Raw genomic sequence first — 23,285 nt, 5'->3', positions numbered from 1 at the left:
GGATTAAAATGAATAATTCCCCAAAAATTATCATATCAGGTGGTGGCACCGGCGGGCACATTTTTCCCGCCGTAGCCATAGCCAATGCGCTTAAGCGCTTGGTGCCGGCCTGTGAAATTTTGTTTGTGGGGGCTACAGGCCGTATGGAGATGGAAAAAGTTCCGGCGGCCGGATATAAAATAATAGGTTTGAATATCAGTGGAATGCAGCGTGGTTCAATTGTTAAAAACCTAGCGCTACCATTCAAGGTGATAGGGAGTGTGCGCAGGGCCATGCAGATCATCAGTGACTTTAAACCAGATGCAGTTGTGGGAGTAGGTGGTTATGCGTCAGGGCCATTATTGTATGCTGCCTCCCTAAAAGGAATTCCATACCTCATTCAGGAACAGAATTCTTACGCAGGGGTTACCAATAAATGGCTGGGTAGAAAAGCTTCTAAAATATGTGTGGCTTTTGATCATATGGATCAGTTTTTTCCAGCCGATCGGATTTTAAAAACAGGAAATCCAGTCCGTCAGGAAGTAATTGATATTAAAGGTAAACACTACCAGGGCGCAGAACTTTTAAAGCTCGATCCGTTAAAAAAGACCATTATGGTTACAGGAGGAAGTTTGGGCGCAGGCACACTGAACAAGGCAATAGAAAAACACCTGCCCGAAATTTTAGCGCAGGATGTACAGGTCATCTGGCAGACGGGTAAATATTACTATAAGGGAATAATTGAAAGATTGGGCCTGGAATACCATCCCAATGTGAGGATACTTGAGTTTTTAAATAAAATGGACCTGGCTTATGCCGCTGCAGATGTAATTATCAGCAGGGCAGGGGCAGGAACAATAGCAGAGCTTTGCTTGATTAAAAAGCCGGTAATTCTGGTTCCTTCTCCAAATGTGGCAGAAGACCATCAAACCAAAAACGCGATGGCCTTAGTTAAAAATGGAGCTGCGATCTTAATTAACGACCGTTCTGCAGAAGATACGCTTGTTAAAGAAGCGTTATCATTATTAAATAATAAAGAACAAAGCGCAAAGCTTGTTGAAAATATAGGAAAAATGGCACTTCCAAAAGCAGACGAGATTATTGCCGGCGAAGTGTTGAAATTAATAAAGCGGAAAGACTAAAGTAAAAAGACCAAAGCCTGAACGCAAAAATAAATAGAGAATAAAAATAAATAACATAACTGGAGTATAGAAAGGAAGCTTTAAGCTTTAGTCTTTCAACTTTCAGCTTAAAACGGTAGAAAGGCAGCTTTAGGCTTTGGTCTTTCTACTTTTAGCTTAAAAAAAATGGAATTAAGTAAAATAAATAGGGTTTTCTTTGTAGGTATCGGTGGTATCGGCATGAGTGCTATTGCCCGTTATTTTGCTAAACGAGGTCAGGTGGTGTGTGGTTACGATAAAACCAGGACTAAGCTAACTGAGACTTTAGAAGGTGAGGGTATTATAATTACCTATCTTGATGAAACCGCTTCACTGCCAGCTGCATTTTTGGATAATCACGAAGAAACACTGATTGTTTACACGCCGGCCATTCCGAAAGAGTCAAAAATTTTAAATCATTTTATAGATAAATCCTTCTCACTTAAAAAACGCTCAGAAGTGCTGGGCATCATCAGTAAAGGGATGTTCTGTGTTGCCATTGCGGGTACACATGGCAAAACAACAACCTCATCAATCGTTGCCCATATTTTAAAGGATACCGGCTACGATTGCACAGCTTTTCTTGGAGGCATCACCAGTAACTACAACAGCAATGTGCTTTTTGGAGATAATAATGTGGTAGTAGTGGAAGCCGATGAGTACGACCGATCATTCCTGACACTTCATCCCGATGTAGCTGTGGTAACCTCAATGGATGCCGATCATTTGGATATTTATGGTGATAAAAGCCATCTCGAAGAATCGTTCAGGTTATTTGCAGGTCAACTGAAGGCAGAAGGTACGCTATATGCCCACGAAGGGTTGCCACTTGAAAACAGTATAAGTTACGCGGCAAGTTCAACGGCTACAGCAAGGTCTGAGAACCTGAGAGTGGAAGGATCTAAATTTGTATTTGATTATGCTGATGGCTCGCATCAGATAAACGATATCAGTTTAATGCTGCCTGGTAAGCACAATGTAGAAAACACAACAGTTGCCATAGCCATTGCTTTGCAGCTGGGGATAGATGCTGATAAAATAAAGCAGGCTATAGCAAATTTTAAGGGTGTTAAACGCCGATTTGAGTACGTTGTTAACAATGGTAATCAGATTTATATTGATGATTATGCACATCACCCTGAAGAATTAAAGGCCTGTTTCAACGCGGTTAGAACTTTATATCCTGATAAGAAACTGACCGTCATTTTTCAGCCGCACCTCTTTACGCGGACTAGGGATTTTGCCGATCAATTTGCAAAAGTTTTAAGCACAGCTGATGAACTGATGCTTTTGGAGATTTATCCTGCCAGGGAATTGCCGCTGGAAGGTATTAATTCGCAGTTTTTATTGGATAAGATTACCCTTTCGGATAAAAAAATATGTGGAAAAGAATTTGTGGTTCAGCATGTTAAGGATACAAAACCTGAATTAATTTTAACTGTTGGTGCCGGAGATATCGATACGATTATTGAGCCACTTAAAAATATATTGAATAATGCTTAAACGGATAAACTGGAGCGCAATTTTTACCGGCTTTGCCTGGCTGATCAGCCTGGCAGGAGTGGTGGTGCTTTTAAGTTTCATCAACGTTAAAAAGCAGACCGTTAAATGCACTGATGTTAAAATCTTAATTCCCGGTGCCGATAACTTTATAGAGCGCGAAGAAATAGATGCCATTTTAAAAGAAGATCAAGGGATACTTTTAGGCCGGAATCTCGAAAATATCAATATTCATAAAATTGAGAAGAAACTTCAGTCAAACCCTTATATCGGTTTCGCAAAAGTTTATGTCGATATGGATGGCGTACTGCACATTGAAGTAAAGCAAAGGCAGCCCATTCTGCGTATCCTAAATGATAACGGACAGGATTTTTACATTGATAATGATGGATTAAAAATGCCCATTTCATCAAATTTCACTGCGAATGTGCTCGTAGCAACAGGAAACATTGCCGAAGTTTTTGGCAGTAGAGTAGATACTCTACACACTCAGCTTGCAAGGGATTTATATAAAACGGCACAATACATTAAAAAAGATACCCTTTGGGATGCACAGATAGAACAGATTGTGGTAGATCAGAAAAGCGATATAGAACTCATTCCAAGAGTGGGTAACCAACGTATTGTTTTGGGTAATGCCGATTCGCTCGAAAAGAAAATGAAAAACCTGTTGCTGTTTTATAAAAAAGCAATGCCGCAGGTAGGTTGGGATACTTATAAAACCATAAATATTAAATACACCAACCAGATTGTCTGCGAAAAAAGAGATTCTTCAGCTTTAGCAAAAAAAGCAAAAACATTTTCTGCCGCTGATAGTTTGAGGATACAGCGAAGTGTTGCCGATTCATTAATCAATAGCACAATAGTTGCTGCTATGGACGACAGGCCCGAAGCAGATCCGGCTGTAAAAGAAGAACCAAAAAAGGTTGAGGCTCCAAAGGCTGCACCAAAAAAAGTAGAAGTCAAAAAAGTAGAACCAAAAAAAGCCGAACCTAAAAAGGTAGCGCCTAAAAAAACTGTAGCAGTTAAAACAGAAATAAAAAAACCTGTAACAACACCAGCAACCAAACCAAAGGAAACAAAGCCTGCGGATAAAAAAGAAAAACCGAAGCAAACGGTAGCAACACAGCCAAAGCCGGCAAAATCCCAGGCTCAATTGAAAAAAGAGAAGGAAGCAAGAGAGAAAGAGATCAAAGCCTTGGAAAAACAGTATAAAACTCAGCAAAATTAACGAATATGGACAAGGCAAAATTTACCAGTCAGTCGCCCATTGTAGTAGGATTGGATATCGGTACTACAAAAATTTGTGTTATCGTTGGTCGTAGAACACAACACGGCAAGATAGAAATCTTAGGAATAGGCAAGGCAGAATCAGCGGGGGTAACACGTGGAGTGGTTTCTAACATTCAAAAAACCGTGCAGGGTATTGCTCAAGCAGTTGAAGTAGCAAGCGGACAATCCAATGTAGAAATACAGGTGGTAAATGTGGGTATTGCTGGTCAGCACATCAAAAGCTTACAGCACAGAGGAATTTTAACAAGAAGAGAATTAAACAACGAAATCGGTAAAAAAGATATCGATAAGTTGATTGATGATATGTTTAAACTGGTAATGCCGCCGGGTGAGGAAATCATCCATGTATTGCCACAGGAATTTACCATCGATAACGAGCCGGGAATCAAAGATCCGATTGGTATGGCAGGAGTACGCCTTGAAGCCAACTTTCATATCATCTCCGGTCAGGTTACCGCAGTAAAAAATATCATCAAATGTGTAAACAATGCAGGTTTACAAACTCAGGATTTAATACTTGAGCCATTGGCTTCTTCCGAATCGGTGTTGAGCGAGGAAGAAAAAGAAGCTGGTATTGCATTGGTTGATATTGGTGGTGGTACTACAGATATTGCCATTTTCCACGAAGGCATTATCCGACATACAGCAGTAATTCCTTTTGGTGGCAACAGTGTTACCGAAGATATCAGAGAAGGTTGTTCAGTGATGCGCAACCAGGCAGAGTTATTGAAAACGCGTTTCGGTTCTGCACTTGCTGAGGAGAATAAAGAAAACGAAATCATTTGCGTTCCAGGTCTTCGTGGCCGCGAACCGAAAGAGATTTCAGTTAAAAACCTTGCCTATGTAATCCAGGCCCGTATGGAAGAAATTATTGAGCATGTGTATTACGAAATCAAATCATCGGGCTATGAGAAAAAACTGATCGGTGGTATTGTAATTACCGGTGGTGGTGCTTTATTGAAACACTTATCTCAGGCGGTAGAATATGTAACCGGTTTAGATTGCCGTATCGGTTATCCCAATGAGCATTTATCTAAATACGAAGATATGCCTAAAACCATTTACGATGATCTTAAAAGTCCGATGTACGCAACCAGTGTTGGCTTATTGATTAAAGGAATTCGAAAAAGCTGAAGAGCTGATTGAAGAAATGAAACAACCAGGCGTTTTTGTAGAAAAACCAAAAACAGCTAAAGAAAAAGAAAAACGCGGACCAGGTTTGTTCGATAAATTACTTGCAAAAACAAGAACTTTCATTCAGGATGATATGAATGTAAGTGATGAGGATTACTTGAAAAGCTAACTATTTTTCCACAAAAGAAGAGTTTTCCACATTATCAACAGTTGTGGAAAACGTCTGTTGAAAAAGTGTTAATATTACATTGAGTAATGAACAGAATTTAAGAATTATTAAACAACTGATTCATAAAGATATGCAGTTCGAAATGTTAAAAGATAAGTCTTCAATCATCAAGGTAATTGGTGTTGGAGGCGGTGGCGGCAACGCAGTGAACCATATGTACCTTTCTGGTATTACTGGTGTGGATTTTATTATTTGTAATACAGATGCCCAAGCTTTGGAATCTAGCCCGATACCCAAACAAGGTACAATTGGGTGCGAGTTTAACCGAAGGAATGGGTGCAGGTTCTATTCCTGAGGTTGGTAAAAACTCAGCTATAGAAAATATAGATGATATTAAAGCAATGTTAGGCAGCACAACCAAAATGCTCTTTATTACAGCAGGTATGGGTGGTGGAACCGGAACAGGTGCTTCTCCCATCATTGCGAAAGCCGCTAAAGAGCTTGATATTTTAACTGTTGCCATTATTACAACCCCATTTTCTTTCGAAGGGAAGAGGCGTAAGCTGCAGGCCGACGAAGGTATGGAGGAGTTAAAAAAATATGTAGATTCTTACCTGGTAATCTCCAATGATCGCCTGCGCGAAATCTTCGGAAACCTAACCCTTGGTTCAGCATTCGGTCAGGCAGATGATATTTTAACTACTGCTGCAAAAGGTATTGCAGAGATCATTACAGTGCCAGGTTATATCAACGTGGATTTTAAAGATGTGCGTACCGTAATGAAAGATAGCGGCGTTGCAATAATGGGTAGCTTTGCCGCTGAGGGCGAAGATCGTGCATTGCAGGCCGTGGAAGGTGCTTTGGCTTCACCGTTATTGAAAGATAATGAAATAGAAGGTGCACGTTACATTTTATTGAATATCAGTTCGGGTTTACGTGAGGTAACCATGGATGAAGTATCAATCATTACAGATTACATTCAGGAAAAAGCTGGTTTATCTGCTGATCTGATCTGGGGTAACTGTACAGATGAATCGTTAAGCGATAAATTATCAGTAACCATTATCGCTACAGGTTTCCAAACATCAGAAGAACGCGTACACGAAGAAAAAAATAAAAAGAAAATATCACTTTTAACACCAGAGGAAGCGCCGCTAGTTCGTCCCGTTGAACCAGTAAACTCTTTTATTCAACCTAAAGCAGTACCGTCTTACGAGCCTGTTTTAAAAACAAAAGAAGAAGTTTCTCAGGCAGATCTTTTTGGTGGTATGTTCAATAAATCTGAACCGCAAAAAGTTCAGGAGCCAGATAACAATGTGGTTCGCCATACCTTGATGGAAGAAGAGCCCAGGTAGAAGAAGCGCAAGAAACAGGATTTGAATTTGAAGTGAAATTAGCCGAAACTAATTTTGTTTTTGAAACACCTGCGGCTCAAATACCGCCAATGCCAGAGCCTGAGCCAGAAATCGAAATGCCGGTTGTTGGTTTGGATGATGACAAAAGCGATGAATCAATGGAAGAGCAATTGAAAAATCTAAAGAACGTATTTTGCGTTTAAAGGATTTAAGCATGAAATTGCGTACCACCAATGGTTTACAGGAATTGGAGAACGAACCAGCTTACAAACGCAAACAAATGCAGTTGCAACAAGTTCAGCATTCTTCTGAATCACAGGTTAGCCGCTTTACTTTAAGCAACGATCAGGACGGCGGTACAGAAATCAGACCGCAACAATTCTTTCCTGCACGATAATGTTGACTAAAGTAAACCAAATATAATTTTAAAGCCCCGATATCAAATCGGGGCTTTTTTGGCATAAAATTAGCACGTTAAAAGCCATAATTAACACCTGTAGACGAATAGGTTGATTTTAAGACGAATAAAGCTTAAATTCGCAAAATTTTTATTATAAAAAACACATATTACATTGGATATATTTGATAAGATAGCAAAGCACATGGGGCCACTTGGGCAACACCAGAAATGGTCTCATGGGTATTTCTCATTTCCAAAATTAGAGGGAGAAATTGCACCTCACATGCAGTTTCGTGGAAAAGAGACATTTAGTTTGGAGTTTAAATAACTATTTAGGTTTAGCCAATCACCCGGAAGTTAGAAAAGCAGACGAAGAAGCTGCTGCACGTTTTGGTATGGCCTACCCAATGGGTGCCCGTATGATGAGCGGTAACTCCAATTATCACGAGCAGTTAGAACAGGAACTTGCAGAATTTGTAGGTAAACCTGATGCATTTTTATTAAACTATGGTTATCAGGGCATGGTATCAATTATCGATACTTTGGTTGATAGAAACGATGTAGTGGTGTATGATGCAGAATCTCATGCCTGTATCGTAGATGGATTACGTTTGCATATGGGTAAACGTTTCGTTTACAAACATAACGATATAGAAAGTGCCCGCAAACAGTTAGAGCGTGCAACCAAACTGGTAGAAGAAACCGGCGGAGGCATTTTATTAATTACCGAAGGTGTTTTCGGAATGAGCGGTGCACAAGGTAAACTAAAAGAGATTGTTGAGCTTAAAAAAGATTTCAATTTCCGTATTTTGGTTGATGATGCCCACGGTTTCGGTACAATGGGTAAAACTGGTGCAGGTACACACGAAGCTCAGGATTGCATTGAAGGAATTGATGTTTATTTCGGAACCTTTGCTAAATCTATGGCAGGTATTGGTGCATTTGTAGCATCAACCGAACAAATTACCAATTTCTTAAGGTATAACATGCGTTCTCAAACCTTCGCCAAAGCATTACCTATGCCAATGGTAATCGGTTTATTAAAACGTTTGGAACTGCTGAAAAGCCAACCTGAATTAAAAGATAAACTTTGGGAAATTGCGATGACCTTGCAAAAAGGCTTGCGCGAACGTGGTTTCGATTTAGGAGTAACAGACTTGTAGTAACACCGGTTTTCTTAAAAGGAGAACTTTCTGATGCCACTGCAATTACTTACGATTTGCGCGAAAACTACAGTATTTTCTGTTCAATCGTGGTTTATCCTGTAATTCCTGAAAGGAATGATCGAATTGCGTTTAATTCCTACAGCTGTTCATACTTTGGAAGATGTTCAACGAACGTCGCATGCTTTTAGTGAAGTAGCAGAAAAATTGGAAAACGGCTATTATAAAGAGAATCTTTTCGCAACCGTTTAAGATCAATTAAAATTTTACAAAGCCCTTTAAATCAGTTTAAAGGGCTTTTTTATTTCTGTGTTTTTCGTATAATGCTTTATTTCAGTCTGTTATGTTTGTTTTTTCAGGTAAAGTATGTTTATAAGTACATCAATTGTGGAAAAAAACGATTTAGCAGGTAGCTTTTTATTCCCTTAAAAATTTTTTTATTTCGTCAAACACTTTAAATTAGAGTAGATAATTAAAAAACTAAAACCTTAAAGAACCATAGGAGTAATTAAAAATGAAAAAATTCGAAGAAGTAAAAAGTTTAGTGACAGCTTTGGAAGCTGATGCAGACAAATTTTATAACAAAGGTAACAGCGCAGCTGGAACCCGTATACGTAAAGGTATGCAGGATTTGAAAAATTTAGCTCAGGCCATCCGTTTAGAAGTTCAGGAAACTAAAAACAAAGCTTAAACAATAAAGATATTAAGAATATGAAGCCTCAGGATATTTTCTGAGGCTTTTTTTGTGGAGATGATCACCTATTCATAAATTTTAATCCATAAAATTTATAGCACAAATTACCATTCATTACATAAATTTGCCTAAGCTTTCTACTTTTACAGCATCTATACAATAAAGCTGCTCCCTAACATTTATTTGCTCATCCAACAATTAAATGAAGTTTTACATGATTAACAGGTAATAAGTGTCGATACATTTGCAATATACCCGTGCAAACAGTGAGGATATTGGCCACGTGCTCCATGTCATGAATACGGTGCATCAGATTGATAATGAATTGGCCGAAGAATTTAAGAAACATCTTTTAAAGCTTAAAATCAAGAAAGATCAGATCCTTTTTAAGGAGAATGAAGTATGCCAATACATGTATTATATTGTAAGAGGTGCATTGATGGGTTGCACTACCCATAACAAGCAAAAAATAACCACTTATATTTCTGTAGAAAACGATTTTGTAAGTTCCATATCCGGCCTGCACGGATCGGCCAACTCTCAGGAATATGTTGTAGCTGTTGAAGATACCGAACTACTGGCCATGCACAACAGCGAACTCAACCGTCTTTTTAAGCATCATTTTGAACTTAATTACATTTTTAGGGTAGTATTGGAGAAATACTATAAAGATGCTCAGCAAAGGGCGCACATTATCAGGGTGGGTAACGCAAAAGAAAGGTATTTATATTTCGCGCAAACCAATCCAAACTATCTCGACCGCCTTCCTGCCGAACTTGTAGCTTCATTGCTAAACATTAAACCCTCCACATTATTAGCCATCAAGAAAAATTACGCTACCCCAAAAGAGCGCAACCTTGAGCTCGAAAAATATGGTAAGCAGTTGGAAAACTATGTTGTCAAATATCAATCTTTCAGAAATAAGGAGATCAGGCTTAATTCGTCGCTCAAAGACCTGGATATAAGCAGCCATAAACTCTCTACAGTTTTAAACAGTTACTTTAACCAAAGTTTTATTGATTATATTAATCAATACCGAGTTAATTGGATTAAAGAAAGTCTCCGGAACCAAGACATTGTACAGAATTTTACATTGGAAGCACTTGCCTACAGTGCTGGTTTTTCTTCGCGTAGTGCGTTTTATAATTCATTTAAAAAGCTGGTTGGAATGAGTCCGCTCGAATATGCGAAAAAGCTTCGGTCTGTTAAAACGTTACCTTAACGTTTTTGTTACGAAACAGCACCCGATATGCATTTTGGATTGTTTAATTGTGTCGATTTATAATACAGGACAAACTTACTTCCTGATTCCATCTTATATAAGGTATGTTTAGTTAATTTCAAATGTATTATACATTTACTATTGGTTCAAACGCTCTCAATGGTCAAAATTGATTAAAGATATGATAAAAATGATGCGCTCGGGAGATTGGGAAGCGGTAAGGGCAATCTATCAGGAAGGTATCGATACGGGAACAGCAAGTTTTAGAACGCCGGAAATTTCGTGGAAAGACTGGGATTCATCGCACCTTAAAACATGTAGGTTTGTAGCTTATCAGGATAAGCAAATTGTAGGTTGGAGTGCACTTTTACCAGTATCTGCCAATTATGATATGGATGGAGTTGGAGAAATAGAAGTATATGTAAAGCAAGGTTACAAAGGCCAGGGAATCGGTTCCTTATTATTGGAGGCTTTGGTGAAGGAAAGTGAAAAAAATGGAATATGGATGCTTCAGGCAGGAATATTTTTGCAAAATTCAGCACTATTAAAAATTCATGAAAAAGCTGGCTTTAGGGTAGTAGGTTATAGAGAGAAAATAGGTAAGGCCAATGGCGTATGGCAGGATAACCTGTTGGTTGAAAGAAGAAATAAATTGATAGCATGATAAAAAAGGGCTTCGGAATGTATTCGAAGCCCCTTTTTTGCTAGTATCTCAATAGCTGATAATCATCTGCATTTTTCCCTTTTTCGAACCGTACAAGTTTTTCATTGCGGAAAAAGAAAAATTTGAAATCAGTAGAGGCATGATAAGTGCTGTAAATTCTGGTTCCATCTTCTTTAGCAGCCACCAATTCGGGCTTGTTTTTCTTTTTAAAATCAGATTCCGACATGCCCATCGTAAATGTAGGTTCGAAGCCAACAAAGGCCCTACAGCTCAGCATAACCAATGCCAGGCCAATTAACAATAATTTTTTCATGTGTGTGTTTATTTGTGTGTATGGATGCCAATTCAATAATGATGCCCTTAATATTCCTAAAAATTGTAAAGATTAGAGATTTTAGATGTGATCTATAATCTACTGATTATCAGTAATTTTATTTTCGTTGTTTTTTATTTACACACAAAAAAACAGATTGCCATCATTTGCTTTTCAGCAAAATCAAACAATCTGTTCTAAAAATTTAAATATATGAAGTGATTTAAGCCACTACACTCAGTTTTTCTATTTCTGCGATAATCAATTTCTCCAATGATGAAGAAGCTTTAACCAATGGCAATCTTACTGTGTCTCCACAAATTCCCAAATGTTTTAATGCTGCTTTAATACCGGCCGGGTTACCTTCTGCAAAGGCCAAACGTGTAAACTCGATTAAACTTAAATGCGCCGGAACTGCACTTTTGAAATCGCCGGCTAAACACTGTTTAACCATATCGGACAGTTGTTTCGGTAATGCGTTGCCAATCACCGAAATTAGCCCTGATGCACCTAAAGCAACCATTGGTAAAGTAATCGGATCGTCGCCAGAGATTAAAAGAAAATCCTAGGCTTATCTCTCATAATCTGGTTAAACTGATCAAAACTACCCGAAGCTTCTTTTGTAGCAATGATGTTTTTGAAATCATGTGCCAGCCTGCATGTAGTCTCCGGACTCATGTTACTGCCTGTACGGCCAGGTACGTTATATAAAATTAAATCTAAAGGAGAAATCTCAGCCAGATATTTGTAGTGCTGATAAATTCCTTCCTGCGTAGGTTTATTATAATAAGGGCTAACCGATAAAATGGCACTGTAACCAGTTCTATCGAATGATTTGATATCTTCGGCAACCGCCAAAGTATTATTGCCTCCAATACCGGCAACCAAAGGTAATCTGTTATTGTTAATTTCAGCAGTATAGGCCCACACCTTCTTCTTCTCGTCTTTAGTCATTGTGGCAGTTTCGCCGGTTGTACCTAAAGAAACGAGGTAATCTATCCCTCCGTCTACCATGTGATTAATCAGGTTTTTTAAGCCATTATAATCAACTGATCCATCTGTGTTGAAAGGCGTAACCAATGCTACACCAGTACCCTGAAATTTGTTCATTATATAATTTACTTTTTGTTTTTTACCACAGAGCCACCAAGGGCACAAAGGTTTTTTTGTTATAAATAACCATTTATAACTCTTTTTTATTCCATCTTTTATCTTTGCCTCATTAAAGTTAATGAGTAATCCTAATTTGCATTTCGAAAGCTTTAAGTAAGTTATTGTTTGTGCCAGGTGAACATCTTTAAGAATATTTACCGCTTTCACTTCAATTATCAACTTTTCTTCAACTAAAATATCTATTCTGTAATTACAATTTAACCTGGTGTTTTTGTAAATAACAGGCAGTTCTAATTGGCTTGCAACCCTTAATCCTACATTAGTCAGTTCATAAACCAGACATTTTCATACGCCGACTCCAATAATCCCGGACCAAGTTCTACATGAACCTGATACGCAGCGTTAACAACTAATTTAGCAATTTCATCTTCTGTCATCCCTTAGTAATTTAGATTATTCTTCATTCTTAAGCATTAGGGATGCTTTAAATTAATTTGCTTGGTGTTATTGGTGTCTTTGTGGTAAACTATCTATTTTATCATTTCTAAAAGCTCAGCATCACTTATAATCGGAACATTCAGTTTATTTGCTTTTTCCAATTTCGATGGCCCCATGTTATCACCCGCAACCAGGTAATCAAGCTTACCCGAAATACCGCTCAGCATCTTGCCTCCGTTTGCTTCAATCATATCTTTCAGCTCATCGCGGCTAAAGTTTTCAAAAACGCCCGAAATTACGAATGTTTTTCCAATAAGTCTATCACTATCAAGCGTAATTACTTTTTCTTCAATTTCAAACTGTAATCCTGCTGATTTTAATAATTCTACCTGCTGTAAGTGCTCCGGTTTTCCAAAATATTCAACAATGCTCTCTGCAATCCGTTGCCCGATCTCATCAATAGCTATTAATTCCTCTACAGTTGCTTTAGAAAGATTATCAATATTTTTAACTCCGGCTGCTGTTTTTTTAGCGACTGTTTCGCCAACATAACGTATTCCAAGTCCGAAGAGGACTTTTTCAAAAGGCATTTGCTTTGATTTTTCAATCCCTGTAAGCATGTTTTCTATTGAACGTTCACCGAAACGATCGAGAGTTTTTAACTGATCTGATTTTTGATACAAAGTATATAAATCGCTGATGTGGTTAACTAAACCATGCTTGTAGAAAGTTTCGATGGTTTCGTCGCCAAGTCCATCAATATTCATCGCTTTGCGCGAAATAAAATGTTGTATTTTCCCAACAATCTGCGGCGGACAACCTTCATCATTCAGGCAATAATGTACCGCTTCGCCTTCTTTTCTAACCAGTTCGGTACCACATTCAGGGCAATTGTGCAAATAATGCACTTTTGCTGCACCTGCCAAACGTTTATCAAGATTTACTTTGATGATTTTGGGAATAATTTCTCCACCTTTCTCCACATATACTGTATCCCCTTCGTGCAGATCCAAACGTTCAATTTCGTTGGCATTGTGCAAGGTGGCCCGTTTAACAGTTGTGCCAGCCAGTAATACCGGTTTTAAATTGGCAACCGGTGTTACCGCACCCGTCCGGCCAACCTGGTAAGTTACTTTTTCCAATACCGTTTCCACCTCGGCAGCCTTGTATTTATATGATATTGCCCAGCGTGGCGACTTGGAAGTAAAACCTAATTCCTGTTGCTGGGCATAACTGTTAACTTTAATTACTATGCCATCAATGTCGTAACTCAATTTAAAACGCTCATCTTCCCAGTGGTGAATGAACTCCAAAACTGCATCAATGTCCGAAACCAGTTTGTTGTGCTCACATACATGAAAACCCCATTCTTTTACGGCATTTAAACTTTCCCAATGGGTTTTAAATTCATTTTTATCGGTATACAGGAAATAAATAAATCCATCCAACGGGCGTTTGGCTACTTCCTTACTGTCTTGCATTTTAATTGTTCCGGAGGCAAAATTCCGCGGGTTAGCGTATTGAATTTCGCCCAATTCTTCGCGGGCAGCGTTTAAACGTAAAAAGGCCGCTTTGTGCATAAATATTTCGCCGCGGATTTCGAAATGATCAGGTGCCACATCCGATTTAATTTGATGGGGAATGGTATGGATGGTTTTAACGTTATTGGTTACATCATCACCTTTTGTGCCATCCCCACGGGTTACTGCCCTTAACAGTTTGCCGTTTTCGTAAGTAAGGCTGATGGATAAACCATCAAACTTAAGTTCGCATACGTACTGGAAATTATCACCGATTGCTTTACGGATGCGTTCGTCAAAATCGCGCAAATCTTGCTCGTTGTAGGTATTCCCCAACGATAACATCGGGTATTTATGGTTTACTGTAATGAAGTTTTTGGTAATATCGCCTCCTACGCGCTGTGTAGGGGAATTCGGGTCGGCAAAATCCGGGTTTGCTTTCTCTAGTTCTGCCAGGTGTTTTAATTTTTTATCAAATTCATAATCACCGATGGTAGGCATGGCCAGCACATAATAGTTATAATTGTGCTGGTTTAATTCGGCCACCAGGGCATCCATTTCTTGTTTTATTGCAGTAAGCGACATAAGACAAATATAGAAAAATGAAGAATTGGTTTTTATGACGGTGAGAAATAAATCCTGAGGATAAATTGATTTAACTAAACATTATAGCTGCTTAAAGGCTGTATTTAATAAAAGAATGGTTGAATACACTTAACTGATAATAATCAAGAATATTATTGTAGTTTTTCTTCAATCTCTTCAAAAATGTCCATAAAATCTTTTTCCAATGCTGTTTTAAAAATCGCAAGTTCAAAAGTGAGTAGCTCGAGCTGTTTTTCGTTCAGCGTTTCAGGCCACAAACGCATACAGATCCGGTTTAGGGCGTAGCTGATGTTTTCGAGCTTTTGATAGCTTAAAAGATATTTGCTGCTAATAAACTTTTCGAGGAAATTGAAAAAAATCTCCGGGTTTTTTAAATTGCAATGCTCCAGAAAATCACTTAACGATTCCTTTTTAACCGCATTTAACTGCTCATAAAAATCGTCTACCTGGATCAGGTTGCGTTCTACAAGTAAATGATCCAGCAAAAGTTCCAAACCGATATGTGCAAGAAAAGATGGGCGTACCGGTGTATTTTCTACTATGGGTTTAATGAGCTGTTTAAGCACTGAGGTTTTTTCGAGGAAGAAATCAGAAGAATGGAAAAAAAGATCAACTGCAAGGTGCCTTTTCCAGCCAAGAAGTAAATGTTCTTCATCTGGATTGCCCTTAAATAAAAATTCATTTTTTTGAGGATACAGATTGGCTTCTTTCGCGGCATTTTTAATCAGATCAGGCAAAACCGTTCCCATTACCACATTGGCATTACTGTTTGCCCGGTCGAAGTAATAATGGGATAAAAAGTTCATGCTGCAAGTTAATGTTTTCTGTTAGGTTGTAAAAACCGAAGTGGAAATATTGTACATAAATCGATATTGTTTTGCAGGCGAATAATGTATAGCTTTAATTGTACCTAATCTGATGCATCATGCCTAATGCTAAAACTTACAGGATATTATCGCTCGATGGAGGAGGCTCCTGGGCACTTATCCAGGTAAAATGCCTGCGTAAACTCTTCGCCGAAACTTTTAACAATCCCGATCCAACCGGTCATGAAGTGCTGGCGCAGTTCGATCTGGTATCGGCAAATAGTGGTGGCAGTTTGGTTGCCGCCGCCATGGCCGAAAACTTTAAGCTTTCTGAAATAGAAAAGATATTTGATGATGAAAAACTAAGGAGCAAAGTATTCTCAAGATTAAGTTTTTTTGAAAAAAGTTTACTGGCGAGCGTCGCGCGGATTTTTAAAATTGGTGCAAAATACGCCACCAAAAGGAAACATGCTGCCCTAAAGGAGATTTTGCCGGGAATTGCCCAAATAGACATGATGGATATTCCTGCACATGTAGCTATAAACGGTGAGGTGAAAACCCAGTTTCTGATCATCGGTTATGATTATTACCGCAATAGGGCCGAGCTGTTCAGGTCTGATTGCAGTAGTATGGCCTCCACATCCGTGATTGAAAGAAAACTTCAGAACCTGGCGCCAAAGGCTTCAACACCATCAGATTGTTTAGTAAGTCTGGTTGATGCAATACATGCTTCCAGCACTGCCCCGGTTAATTATTTTAATGAGCCGGCTACATTTTTAGTAAACAACAAGCCCAAATATTATTGGGATGGGGGAGTTACCGGTAATAACAATCCTGTTCTTGTTGCCGTTACCGAAGCAATTTGCAACAGGGCGCAATATGGAATTGAAAATGTACAGGTGCTTTCCATCGGTACAGGAACTGTTTCACAGTTGCAATATGACGAAGAAATCCCCGTAAAATATGAAGAACTTAAGGCCAAACACGAAGCGCCGGGTTTGATTAAAGATATTCAGAAAATGGGAACAAGTATATTAAACGACCCACCCGATACCGCGGCTTTTGTGGCTTACATGATTCTTAATCCTGATATGCCGGCAAAACCTGTTGATTTTATCCGCATGAACCCGGCCCTACGACCGATTTTAAAAGATGATGCCGGCGGTAAATACTGGGATCTTCCTGCGGGGATAAACAAAGATGATTATGTAACACTAAATTCGATGGATATGGATGCTGTGGAAGACGGCGAAGTTTCATTGATCAAAAAACTATGTGATAACTGGTTAAGCGGTGGCGGGGTTCCAAATCAATCTATCAGGAGTAATGCCAGCTTAAATTGCCTCATCGGGCATGCCGATTTTGAAACAGCCAAGACAGATTTTAAGAACTGGTTTACAAAACCAACTAATTTGCTTTAAACTAAGCTAAAATTTTATCTTTGCACGCACATTATTAAAGTGTTTGTACAATGACGAATTTTGTTGAAGAGTTAAGATGGCGTGGCATGCTGCATGATATTATGCCGAATACTGAAGAAAAGTTAAACGAAGGTATGACTTCTGGTTATATCGGTTTCGACCCTACAGCAGATTCGTTGCACGTTGGGCACTTGACTCAGATCATGACCCTGATTCATTTTCAAAATGCCGGGCACAAACCTTTTGCTTTGGTTGGTGGTGCTACAGGTATGGTGGGCGATCCATCTGGAAAATCTGATGAGCGTAATCTACAAACACCGGAAATGATTGAGGATAACCTGAAAGGGATGAAAAAGCAACTGGCCAAATTCTTAAAATTTGAAGAAGGTGGTAATGGCGCGGTAATGGTGAACAATGCCGATTGGTTTAAGGATATGAATCTTTTTACCTTTATCAGGGATGTAGGTAAACACATTACCGTTAATTACATGATGGCGAAAGATAGTGTTAAAAGACGTTTGGAAGGAGATTCCGGACTTTCCTTTACCGAATTCTGCTACCAGTTAATTCAAGGGTATGATTTTTATCATTTATGGAAAAATGAAAACTGTTTGGTACAAATGGGTGGATCCGATCAATGGGGAATATCGTTACCGGAACAGAATTGATCAGAAGAAAAGATGCAGGAACCGCTTATGCCATTACTACACAGTTAATTAAAAAAGCCGATGGAACCAAATTCGGTAAAACCGAAAGCGGCGCAGTTTGGTTAGATCCCGAGAAAACATCTCCCTATAAATTTTACCAGTTTTGGTTAAACGCATCAGATGATGACGTGAAAAAATGGATCCGTATTTTTACGTTGAAAAATAAGCAAGAAATAGAGGCCTTAGAAAGAGAACATGATGCGGCTCCGCATCTGCGCATTCTTCAAAAAGCTTTGGCTGAAGATATTACCGTTAAAACACACTCAGCAGAAGCTTTGGTAACTGCCATTAAAACTTCTGAATTTTTGTTTGGAAACGGATCACTGGAGTTTTTAAGAGGCTTACCTGATAAAGAAGTACTCGATATTTTTGATGGCATACCACAGTACAAAATTTTAATTGAAGAACTTGGTGCCGGTATTGATGCCGCAACCTTGATTGCCGAAAAATCTGCTATTTTCCCATCAAAAGGAGAGGCGAAAAAAAACATTCAGGGTGGCGGTGTTTCTGTAAATAAAGAAAAGGTTGCTGAAATGGCACAGGTTTTTACTGCAGATCACCTTATTAACGATAAATTCATAGTGGTACAAAAAGGAAAGAAAAATTATTTTCTTCTCATCGCTGAATAAAATTCTCAAGCCCGATAATTAAGGATTAATATCTGTTTATTGGGCTTGAAGATTTACTTTAAACAAAAAAGCCACTTTTAAGGTGGCTAAGATGAGGGAGTTAATAAATACGGCGCTACTTGAATAGGTAAAACTTGTTAAAACACTTGTAGCATTTGTATCGTTTAATTGATACCCAGGGCATAAGTGTTTTAAAGATAAAACCTCTCGTACACTCGTAAGTCTCAAAATTTTTGCATTTTGGACAAGGTGGACAGGTTTTAGCCATTGTTAAGTCCTTAGGAGATGTCATATTAAGCCTTAGTTTGTAGGGAAATCAAATTTACATAAAATAACAGCTAAGTTTATTATCAAAAAACTACCTTTTTGTTCATTTAATCTACTAATTTCCCCAAAATTGCTGATTTTAACTATAAATATTCTTAAAAGGGTTTTAAGCAACGTGCTGTTTTTATAATTTAACCATTCTGTAAGAATTAACAGACGCAATTTGGGCGCTTTTTCTAAGCATTCCCCTTATTAAAAAACAAGCTCTTTTTGCAGGCACTAAAATCCTGATCCCTGCCAACAAGTATTTTCGTCTTGTTTCTTGAGAGTTAGCGTATATTTTGTGGAAAATCCAGGCTGATTATCTCTGTTAGCATAGCGTTATTAAGGTGGTTTTACCAAGCCTGAAAAACCGCTCAAAACGACTGCTATTAAATTCTTCATCATATTAATGCAATTATGTTGCAAATAAAGCGTTGAATATTTTAAATGCAACTATATTGCTTTTATATTTGATTGCTAAAATTATTCAATGAAATTACGGAGTTACAAGATCAACCTGGATCGGATTGGCATTACTGCCTCAACACTTTGCGCCATACATTGCGCTGCATTACCATTTTTAATCACCGTTTTGCCCATGTGGGGCATAGGATTTTTGGCCAACGAGGCTGTAGAAGTTACTATGATTGCGGTTTCGTTAATCCTGGGCATATGGAGCTTGAGCAGTGCATATCGAAAGCAGCACCACCGCATTGCGCCGATTATAGTGCTTGTTTTAGGTTTTGCCTGTATTGCTTTCGGCCATTTATCGGGGATTGAACTGCTCGAGCCAATAATGATCCCGCTTGGAGGTTTTACAATTGCAATCGCTCATTTCATTAATCTGAGATTGCTTAAATCCTGCCCGATAAACCATCAATTTTAAAATCATCCTTAACCACCAACATGATCAAGAATTATAAAATCTTTTTTATCCCTGCACTGCTGTTCATCACAATGTTAAACCCAGCTTGTAAACATGGTACCAACGATGGGATTGAACTTTATCGGCGTTATGCGATTAAAAACATCATTATTAAGAAAATAAAAAAAGTTGCACATCATGATTAATATTCAATCATTAACGCATTTATATGAAAAGGGGAGGAAGATAAATTTTCCTGATTGGGAGGTTGCAGATATGGAGCAATGGCTTTTACTTGGTGCATCGGGCAGTGGGAAAAGTACTTTATTGAACATAATTTCTGGCTTGTTGAAACCTACCGAAGGCAAAATTTTGATTAACAAAACCGAATTATATGAATTATCTGCAAAAAGAATGGACCGTTTTAGGGGAAAGCATATTGGGATTGTCTTTCAGCGGCCGCATCTCATCCGATCTCTTGATGTGCTCGATAACCTTGAGCTTGCCGCAGTAATGGCCGGTTTAAAAATTGATCATGAACGTAATCTTGCAGTTTTAAATGATCTTGGTATCGCCGATCTGGCCAGAAAATATTCCGATCAACTAAGTCAGGGGCAATTACAGAGGGTTTCAGTAGCCCGGGCATTGGTAAACAGACCGGATCTGTTGGTTGCCGACGAACCAACATCAAGTTTGGATGATGAAAATGCTGCTCAGGTAGTTCAGATGCTCACCTCACAGGCAAAAGAAAACGGAGCTGCATTAATTATTGCCACGCACGATCAAAGGGTTAGTGAACACTTTACCAAAACCTATCTGCTCTAATGAATATTTTTAAAATCAGCTACAAAAATCTCGCAAGGAATAAACTGACTACCATACTTAACATTGTTCTGGTGGCTTTTGGTGTGGCCATTCTTTCCATTCTTTTTCTAGCTTCTGATCAGATCAGCAATAAACTGGAAAAAAATGCCAAAGATATTGATCTGGTTGTAGGCGCAAAGGGCAGTCCCTTACAATTAATCCTGAGCAGTATTTACCATATCGATTATCCTACAGGAAATATTCCGGCAAAAGATGCTTACAAATTAGCACATCACCCGATGGTTAAACGGGCCGTTCCGTTGGCTTTGGGTGATAACTTTAACGGGTTTAGGATTGTAGGCACAGATAGCGCTTTTGTTAATCTTTACGGTTTGTCCGTGCAAAAAGGAGTTTTTTGGCAAAAGGATCTGGAGGTAACCATAGGAAGTACAGTCGCTTCAACTTCGAATTTAAAAATTGGAGATACTTTTTTCGGCGCACATGGTTTAACGGGCAACGGCGATATCCACAAACAACATGCTTACCTGGTAAAAGGCATATTGAAACCGCAGGGAAACATAACCGATAACCTGATATTGACCAATATTGGCAGCGTGTATAAAATGCATGAAGAAAAACATGGTGAAATCGATCTTCATCCAAACCTGCCGGATAAAAAAGAGATAAATGATAAACAGATTACGGCACTTTTGATCCAGTATAAATCCCCGATGTCTGTTATCCTCTTTCCTCGCATGGTTAATCAAAGCACCAATATGCAGGCAGCATCCCCAGCGATGGAAAGTGCAAGGTTATTTTCACTTATCGGAGTTGGAATTGACACCCTAAAATGGTTCGCCATATTGATAATGGGCATTGCAGCATTGAGTATTTTCATCAGTTTATATAATGCAATGAAAGAAAGAAAATACGATTTGGCAATCATGCGCTGTTTGGGAGCATCAAAGGTAAAGCTGTTTTTTCTGGTGCTGTTCGAAGGTATTTTAATAACCTTTATTGGAGCTTGTTTTGGCTTACTGGCAGGCCACTTGGCGTTGGAGGTAATCGGAACTTTCCAGCAATCATCACAGGCAAAATTAACCGGGCTTACCGTAATTCCACAGGAAGGGTATTTAATATGGATCGGTTTGCTTATCGGTGCAGTGGCATCGCTTATACCCGCCATGCAAATTTATAAGGTTGATATTGCCGAAACTTTAACAAAAGACCGTTAATATAATGAAGATTTTAGCTTTATCAATTGCTTTATATCTAAATGTAAACGTTGCGGCAGCGCAGGTTAAGGTGCATACCGATATGCGCACGCCTACCTGGAATGTAATCGGGTTACGGTATGATGCAGAGATTTCACCCGGGAAATGGGGAAGTGTTTTCCCGCCGGCATTAAAAGCGCTAAACAATAAAGTGATCGAACTGCCAGGCTACATCATTCCTGTAAAGGTGGGCGCAAAGTTTACGGAGTTTATGTTTTCTATTGTGCCTGTTGCCTCTTGCCCATATTGTGGCGCAGGCGACATACCATCAATGGTACAGGTAAAAATGTTGTCTGCAATTCCCATTACCGAAAAACCGGTTAAGCTCAAAGGAAAGTTTGTAATTAATGGTTCTGGTGATGACAGAAGTGAATTTTTTTTACTAGATGCGAAGCAGTTATAATGAGAAAAATTATTTTATTCTTATTTTGTTTAGCCTCTTATAAAGCAGTTGCGCAGGTAAACGTTCATACCGACATGCGTACACCAACCTGGAACCTGATCGGATTAAAATACGACAAACAGGTTAAACCTCTGGTTTGGCAACCGGTTTTTCCACCTGCATTAAAAGCAATCAACAATAAAATCATTGAGCTTCCAGGATACATCATTCCCACTAAAGTAGGCAATAGTTTTAACGAATTTCTGTTTTCTATTGTTCCCATTGCCTCCTGTCCTTACTGTGGTTCAGGCGATATTCCCTCCATGATAGAGGTTAAAACATTAAAGCCGCTTGCCTGGACGGAAGATCCGGTTATTTTAAAGGGGAAATTTATCATAAACGATTCTGGAGATAACCGATCGGTCTTTTTTTTATTAGATGCTGCTAAAAAATGAAAAATTTGCTTTTTATTTTCTTTATAATGTGGAGCAATGTAGTGCTGTCACAAATGCAAAAACATAATCCCAGCGATCAGTTGCGATCTTTGAACTGGGATGTAATCGGTTCGGTAAAGTTTGAACTTACCGCCAGGAATGAACTTTTGCCTTTGTTTTCTGAATCCATTAAACGTTTTGAAAACAGAGAATTTGAGCTCACAGGTTACCTCATTCCGATAAAAAGCGGACAAAAACAACAGAAATTCCTGCTCGCCACTTTGCCGGTTAATCAATGTTATTTTTGTGGACAGAACGGCGTTCCGGTAATGATCATGATCGAGATGGAAAGTGCCATACCCTATAAGGAAAAACCGATCCATGTAAAAGGAATTTTAAAATTGGAACAAAAAGATGCGGGTTATGCCCCGCCGATAAGCATCAAAAATGCCAAAATCATTAATTAATTGTTTATTTTTGTATGGCTATGGAAAATAATACAGAGCGTTTCGAAAAACTTTTGGTTAAAAACGGACTCAAAAGAACCACTCCCCGTTTACAGGTACTGGAGATCTTGAGCGGAAGAGATTCTGCAACCTCTCAACCTTATTTGGAGCAGGTGATGGGCAAAGATGCAGACCGTGTTACTTTGTACCGCGTTTTACAGGCTTTTGAAGAAAAGGGCATAATCCATAAAGTTTTGGATCAGCAGGGAACTGCCAATTATGCCATCTGTTCTGATGGTTGCAGTGCGCATGAGCACCATGATGAACATGTTCACTTTAACTGTGATAACTGCCATAAAATTTATTGCCTCGATACCGTAAAAATTCCTGCTTTAAAAGTTCCTTCGGGTTTTAAAGTAGAACATTTAAACCTTATTGCTACCGGTATTTGCGCCAGTTGCGCTGATAAGGTAAATTAAAATACT

The 23,285-nt window shown here is 38.7% G+C and carries 18 protein-coding genes and 6 pseudogenes; 19 read left to right on the top strand and 5 right to left on the bottom strand.

Annotation, left to right across the window (positions count from 1 at the left end; genetic code table 11):
* Nucleotides 1-8 precede the first annotated feature (8 nt).
* The 9 genes and pseudogenes from murG to AC0IWE_RS13720 all read left to right on the top strand — a co-directional run bounded on the left by murG (nt 9) and on the right by AC0IWE_RS13720 (nt 10,733).
* Nucleotides 9-1,121, top strand: coding sequence for an undecaprenyldiphospho-muramoylpentapeptide beta-N-acetylglucosaminyltransferase (murG, locus tag AC0IWE_RS13760; RefSeq protein WP_055915213.1), 1,113 nt, complete (start codon nt 9-11; stop codon nt 1,119-1,121).
* Between the two features lie 165 nt (nt 1,122-1,286).
* The gene (murC, locus tag AC0IWE_RS13755) at nt 1,287-2,642 is read left to right on the top strand and encodes a UDP-N-acetylmuramate--L-alanine ligase (RefSeq protein ID WP_471793480.1); all 1,356 of its coding nucleotides are present in this window, start codon (nt 1,287-1,289) and stop codon (nt 2,640-2,642) included.
* The gene (locus AC0IWE_RS13750; RefSeq protein ID WP_471793479.1) at nt 2,635-3,870 is read left to right on the top strand and encodes a cell division protein FtsQ/DivIB; all 1,236 of its coding nucleotides are present in this window, start codon (nt 2,635-2,637) and stop codon (nt 3,868-3,870) included. Before murC ends, AC0IWE_RS13750 begins: the two co-directional genes overlap by 8 nt.
* Nucleotides 3,871-3,875: 5 nt before the next feature.
* Nucleotides 3,876-5,235: pseudogene (ftsA, locus tag AC0IWE_RS13745) on the top strand (cell division protein FtsA).
* 130 nt (nt 5,236-5,365) lie between these two features.
* Nucleotides 5,366-6,997, top strand: a pseudogene (gene ftsZ / locus AC0IWE_RS13740) (cell division protein FtsZ).
* 165 nt (nt 6,998-7,162) lie between these two features.
* Nucleotides 7,163-8,405: pseudogene (locus AC0IWE_RS13735) on the top strand (aminotransferase class I/II-fold pyridoxal phosphate-dependent enzyme).
* A gap of 262 nt (nt 8,406-8,667) precedes the next feature.
* On the top strand, nt 8,668-8,844 hold the full coding sequence (locus AC0IWE_RS13730) for a hypothetical protein (protein ID WP_055915195.1): 177 nt from the start codon (nt 8,668-8,670) through the stop codon (nt 8,842-8,844).
* Nucleotides 8,845-9,079: 235 nt separating this feature from the next.
* Nucleotides 9,080-10,069, top strand: a complete 990-nt coding sequence (locus AC0IWE_RS13725; protein ID WP_471793478.1) for a helix-turn-helix domain-containing protein — start codon at nt 9,080-9,082, stop codon at nt 10,067-10,069.
* A 190-nt stretch (nt 10,070-10,259) separates the two neighbouring features.
* Nucleotides 10,260-10,733, top strand: a complete 474-nt coding sequence (locus AC0IWE_RS13720) for a GNAT family N-acetyltransferase (protein WP_471793477.1) — start codon at nt 10,260-10,262, stop codon at nt 10,731-10,733.
* A gap of 40 nt (nt 10,734-10,773) precedes the next feature.
* On the opposite strand, the gene AC0IWE_RS13715 is transcribed toward AC0IWE_RS13720, so the two are convergent.
* The 5 genes and pseudogenes from AC0IWE_RS13715 to AC0IWE_RS13695 all read right to left on the bottom strand — a co-directional run bounded on the left by AC0IWE_RS13715 (nt 10,774) and on the right by AC0IWE_RS13695 (nt 15,529).
* Nucleotides 10,774-11,046: a hypothetical protein gene (locus tag AC0IWE_RS13715; RefSeq protein ID WP_471793476.1), complete on the bottom strand. Its 273-nt coding sequence runs from the start codon at nt 11,044-11,046 to the stop codon at nt 10,774-10,776.
* A gap of 223 nt (nt 11,047-11,269) precedes the next feature.
* Nucleotides 11,270-12,156, bottom strand: a pseudogene (gene dapA / locus AC0IWE_RS13710) (4-hydroxy-tetrahydrodipicolinate synthase).
* A gap of 141 nt (nt 12,157-12,297) precedes the next feature.
* Nucleotides 12,298-12,596: pseudogene (locus tag AC0IWE_RS13705) on the bottom strand (GxxExxY protein); the annotation flags it as partial.
* Between the two features lie 93 nt (nt 12,597-12,689).
* A complete protein-coding gene (ligA, locus tag AC0IWE_RS13700) occupies nt 12,690-14,702 on the bottom strand; it encodes an NAD-dependent DNA ligase LigA (RefSeq protein ID WP_471793475.1) in 2,013 nt (670 codons plus the stop codon).
* Nucleotides 14,703-14,854: 152 nt separating this feature from the next.
* Nucleotides 14,855-15,529, bottom strand: coding sequence for an ACP phosphodiesterase (locus AC0IWE_RS13695; protein ID WP_471793474.1), 675 nt, complete (start codon nt 15,527-15,529; stop codon nt 14,855-14,857).
* A 119-nt stretch (nt 15,530-15,648) separates the two neighbouring features.
* Here AC0IWE_RS13695 and AC0IWE_RS13690 point away from each other — a divergent pair, with 119 nt between their 5' ends.
* From AC0IWE_RS13690 to AC0IWE_RS13645, 10 genes and pseudogenes are all read left to right on the top strand, one after another.
* Nucleotides 15,649-16,950 (top strand): patatin-like phospholipase family protein, encoded by a 1,302-nt coding sequence (locus AC0IWE_RS13690; protein ID WP_471793473.1) that lies wholly within the window; start codon nt 15,649-15,651, stop codon nt 16,948-16,950.
* A gap of 50 nt (nt 16,951-17,000) precedes the next feature.
* Nucleotides 17,001-18,286: pseudogene (gene tyrS / locus AC0IWE_RS13685) on the top strand (tyrosine--tRNA ligase).
* A 799-nt stretch (nt 18,287-19,085) separates the two neighbouring features.
* A complete protein-coding gene (locus AC0IWE_RS13680; RefSeq protein ID WP_471793472.1) occupies nt 19,086-19,481 on the top strand; it encodes a MerC domain-containing protein in 396 nt (131 codons plus the stop codon).
* 20 nt (nt 19,482-19,501) lie between these two features.
* Nucleotides 19,502-19,666, top strand: coding sequence for a hypothetical protein (locus tag AC0IWE_RS13675; protein WP_471793471.1), 165 nt, complete (start codon nt 19,502-19,504; stop codon nt 19,664-19,666).
* On the top strand, nt 19,659-20,285 hold the full coding sequence (locus tag AC0IWE_RS13670) for an ABC transporter ATP-binding protein (RefSeq protein ID WP_471793470.1): 627 nt from the start codon (nt 19,659-19,661) through the stop codon (nt 20,283-20,285). The genes AC0IWE_RS13675 and AC0IWE_RS13670 overlap by 8 nt, the downstream gene beginning before the upstream one ends.
* Nucleotides 20,285-21,499 carry an ABC transporter permease gene (locus tag AC0IWE_RS13665; protein ID WP_471793469.1) on the top strand — a complete coding sequence of 405 codons (1,215 nt, stop codon included), beginning with the start codon at nt 20,285-20,287 and terminating at the stop codon, nt 21,497-21,499. The genes AC0IWE_RS13670 and AC0IWE_RS13665 overlap by 1 nt, the downstream gene beginning before the upstream one ends.
* Nucleotides 21,500-21,503: 4 nt before the next feature.
* A complete protein-coding gene (locus AC0IWE_RS13660) occupies nt 21,504-21,941 on the top strand; it encodes a hypothetical protein (protein ID WP_471793468.1) in 438 nt (145 codons plus the stop codon).
* Complete coding sequence (locus AC0IWE_RS13655; RefSeq protein ID WP_471793467.1) at nt 21,941-22,375, top strand: hypothetical protein; 435 nt, start codon at nt 21,941-21,943, stop codon at nt 22,373-22,375. Before AC0IWE_RS13660 ends, AC0IWE_RS13655 begins: the two co-directional genes overlap by 1 nt.
* Nucleotides 22,372-22,821, top strand: coding sequence for a hypothetical protein (locus AC0IWE_RS13650; protein ID WP_471793466.1), 450 nt, complete (start codon nt 22,372-22,374; stop codon nt 22,819-22,821). Before AC0IWE_RS13655 ends, AC0IWE_RS13650 begins: the two co-directional genes overlap by 4 nt.
* Before the next feature lie 20 nt (nt 22,822-22,841).
* Nucleotides 22,842-23,279, top strand: a complete 438-nt coding sequence (locus AC0IWE_RS13645) for a Fur family transcriptional regulator (RefSeq protein ID WP_055915153.1) — start codon at nt 22,842-22,844, stop codon at nt 23,277-23,279.
* Nucleotides 23,280-23,285: the final 6 nt, after the last annotated feature.

Source organism: Pedobacter sp. AC402, from assembly GCF_979252805.1.
This window is presented reverse-complemented; position numbering and strand designations above follow the sequence as displayed.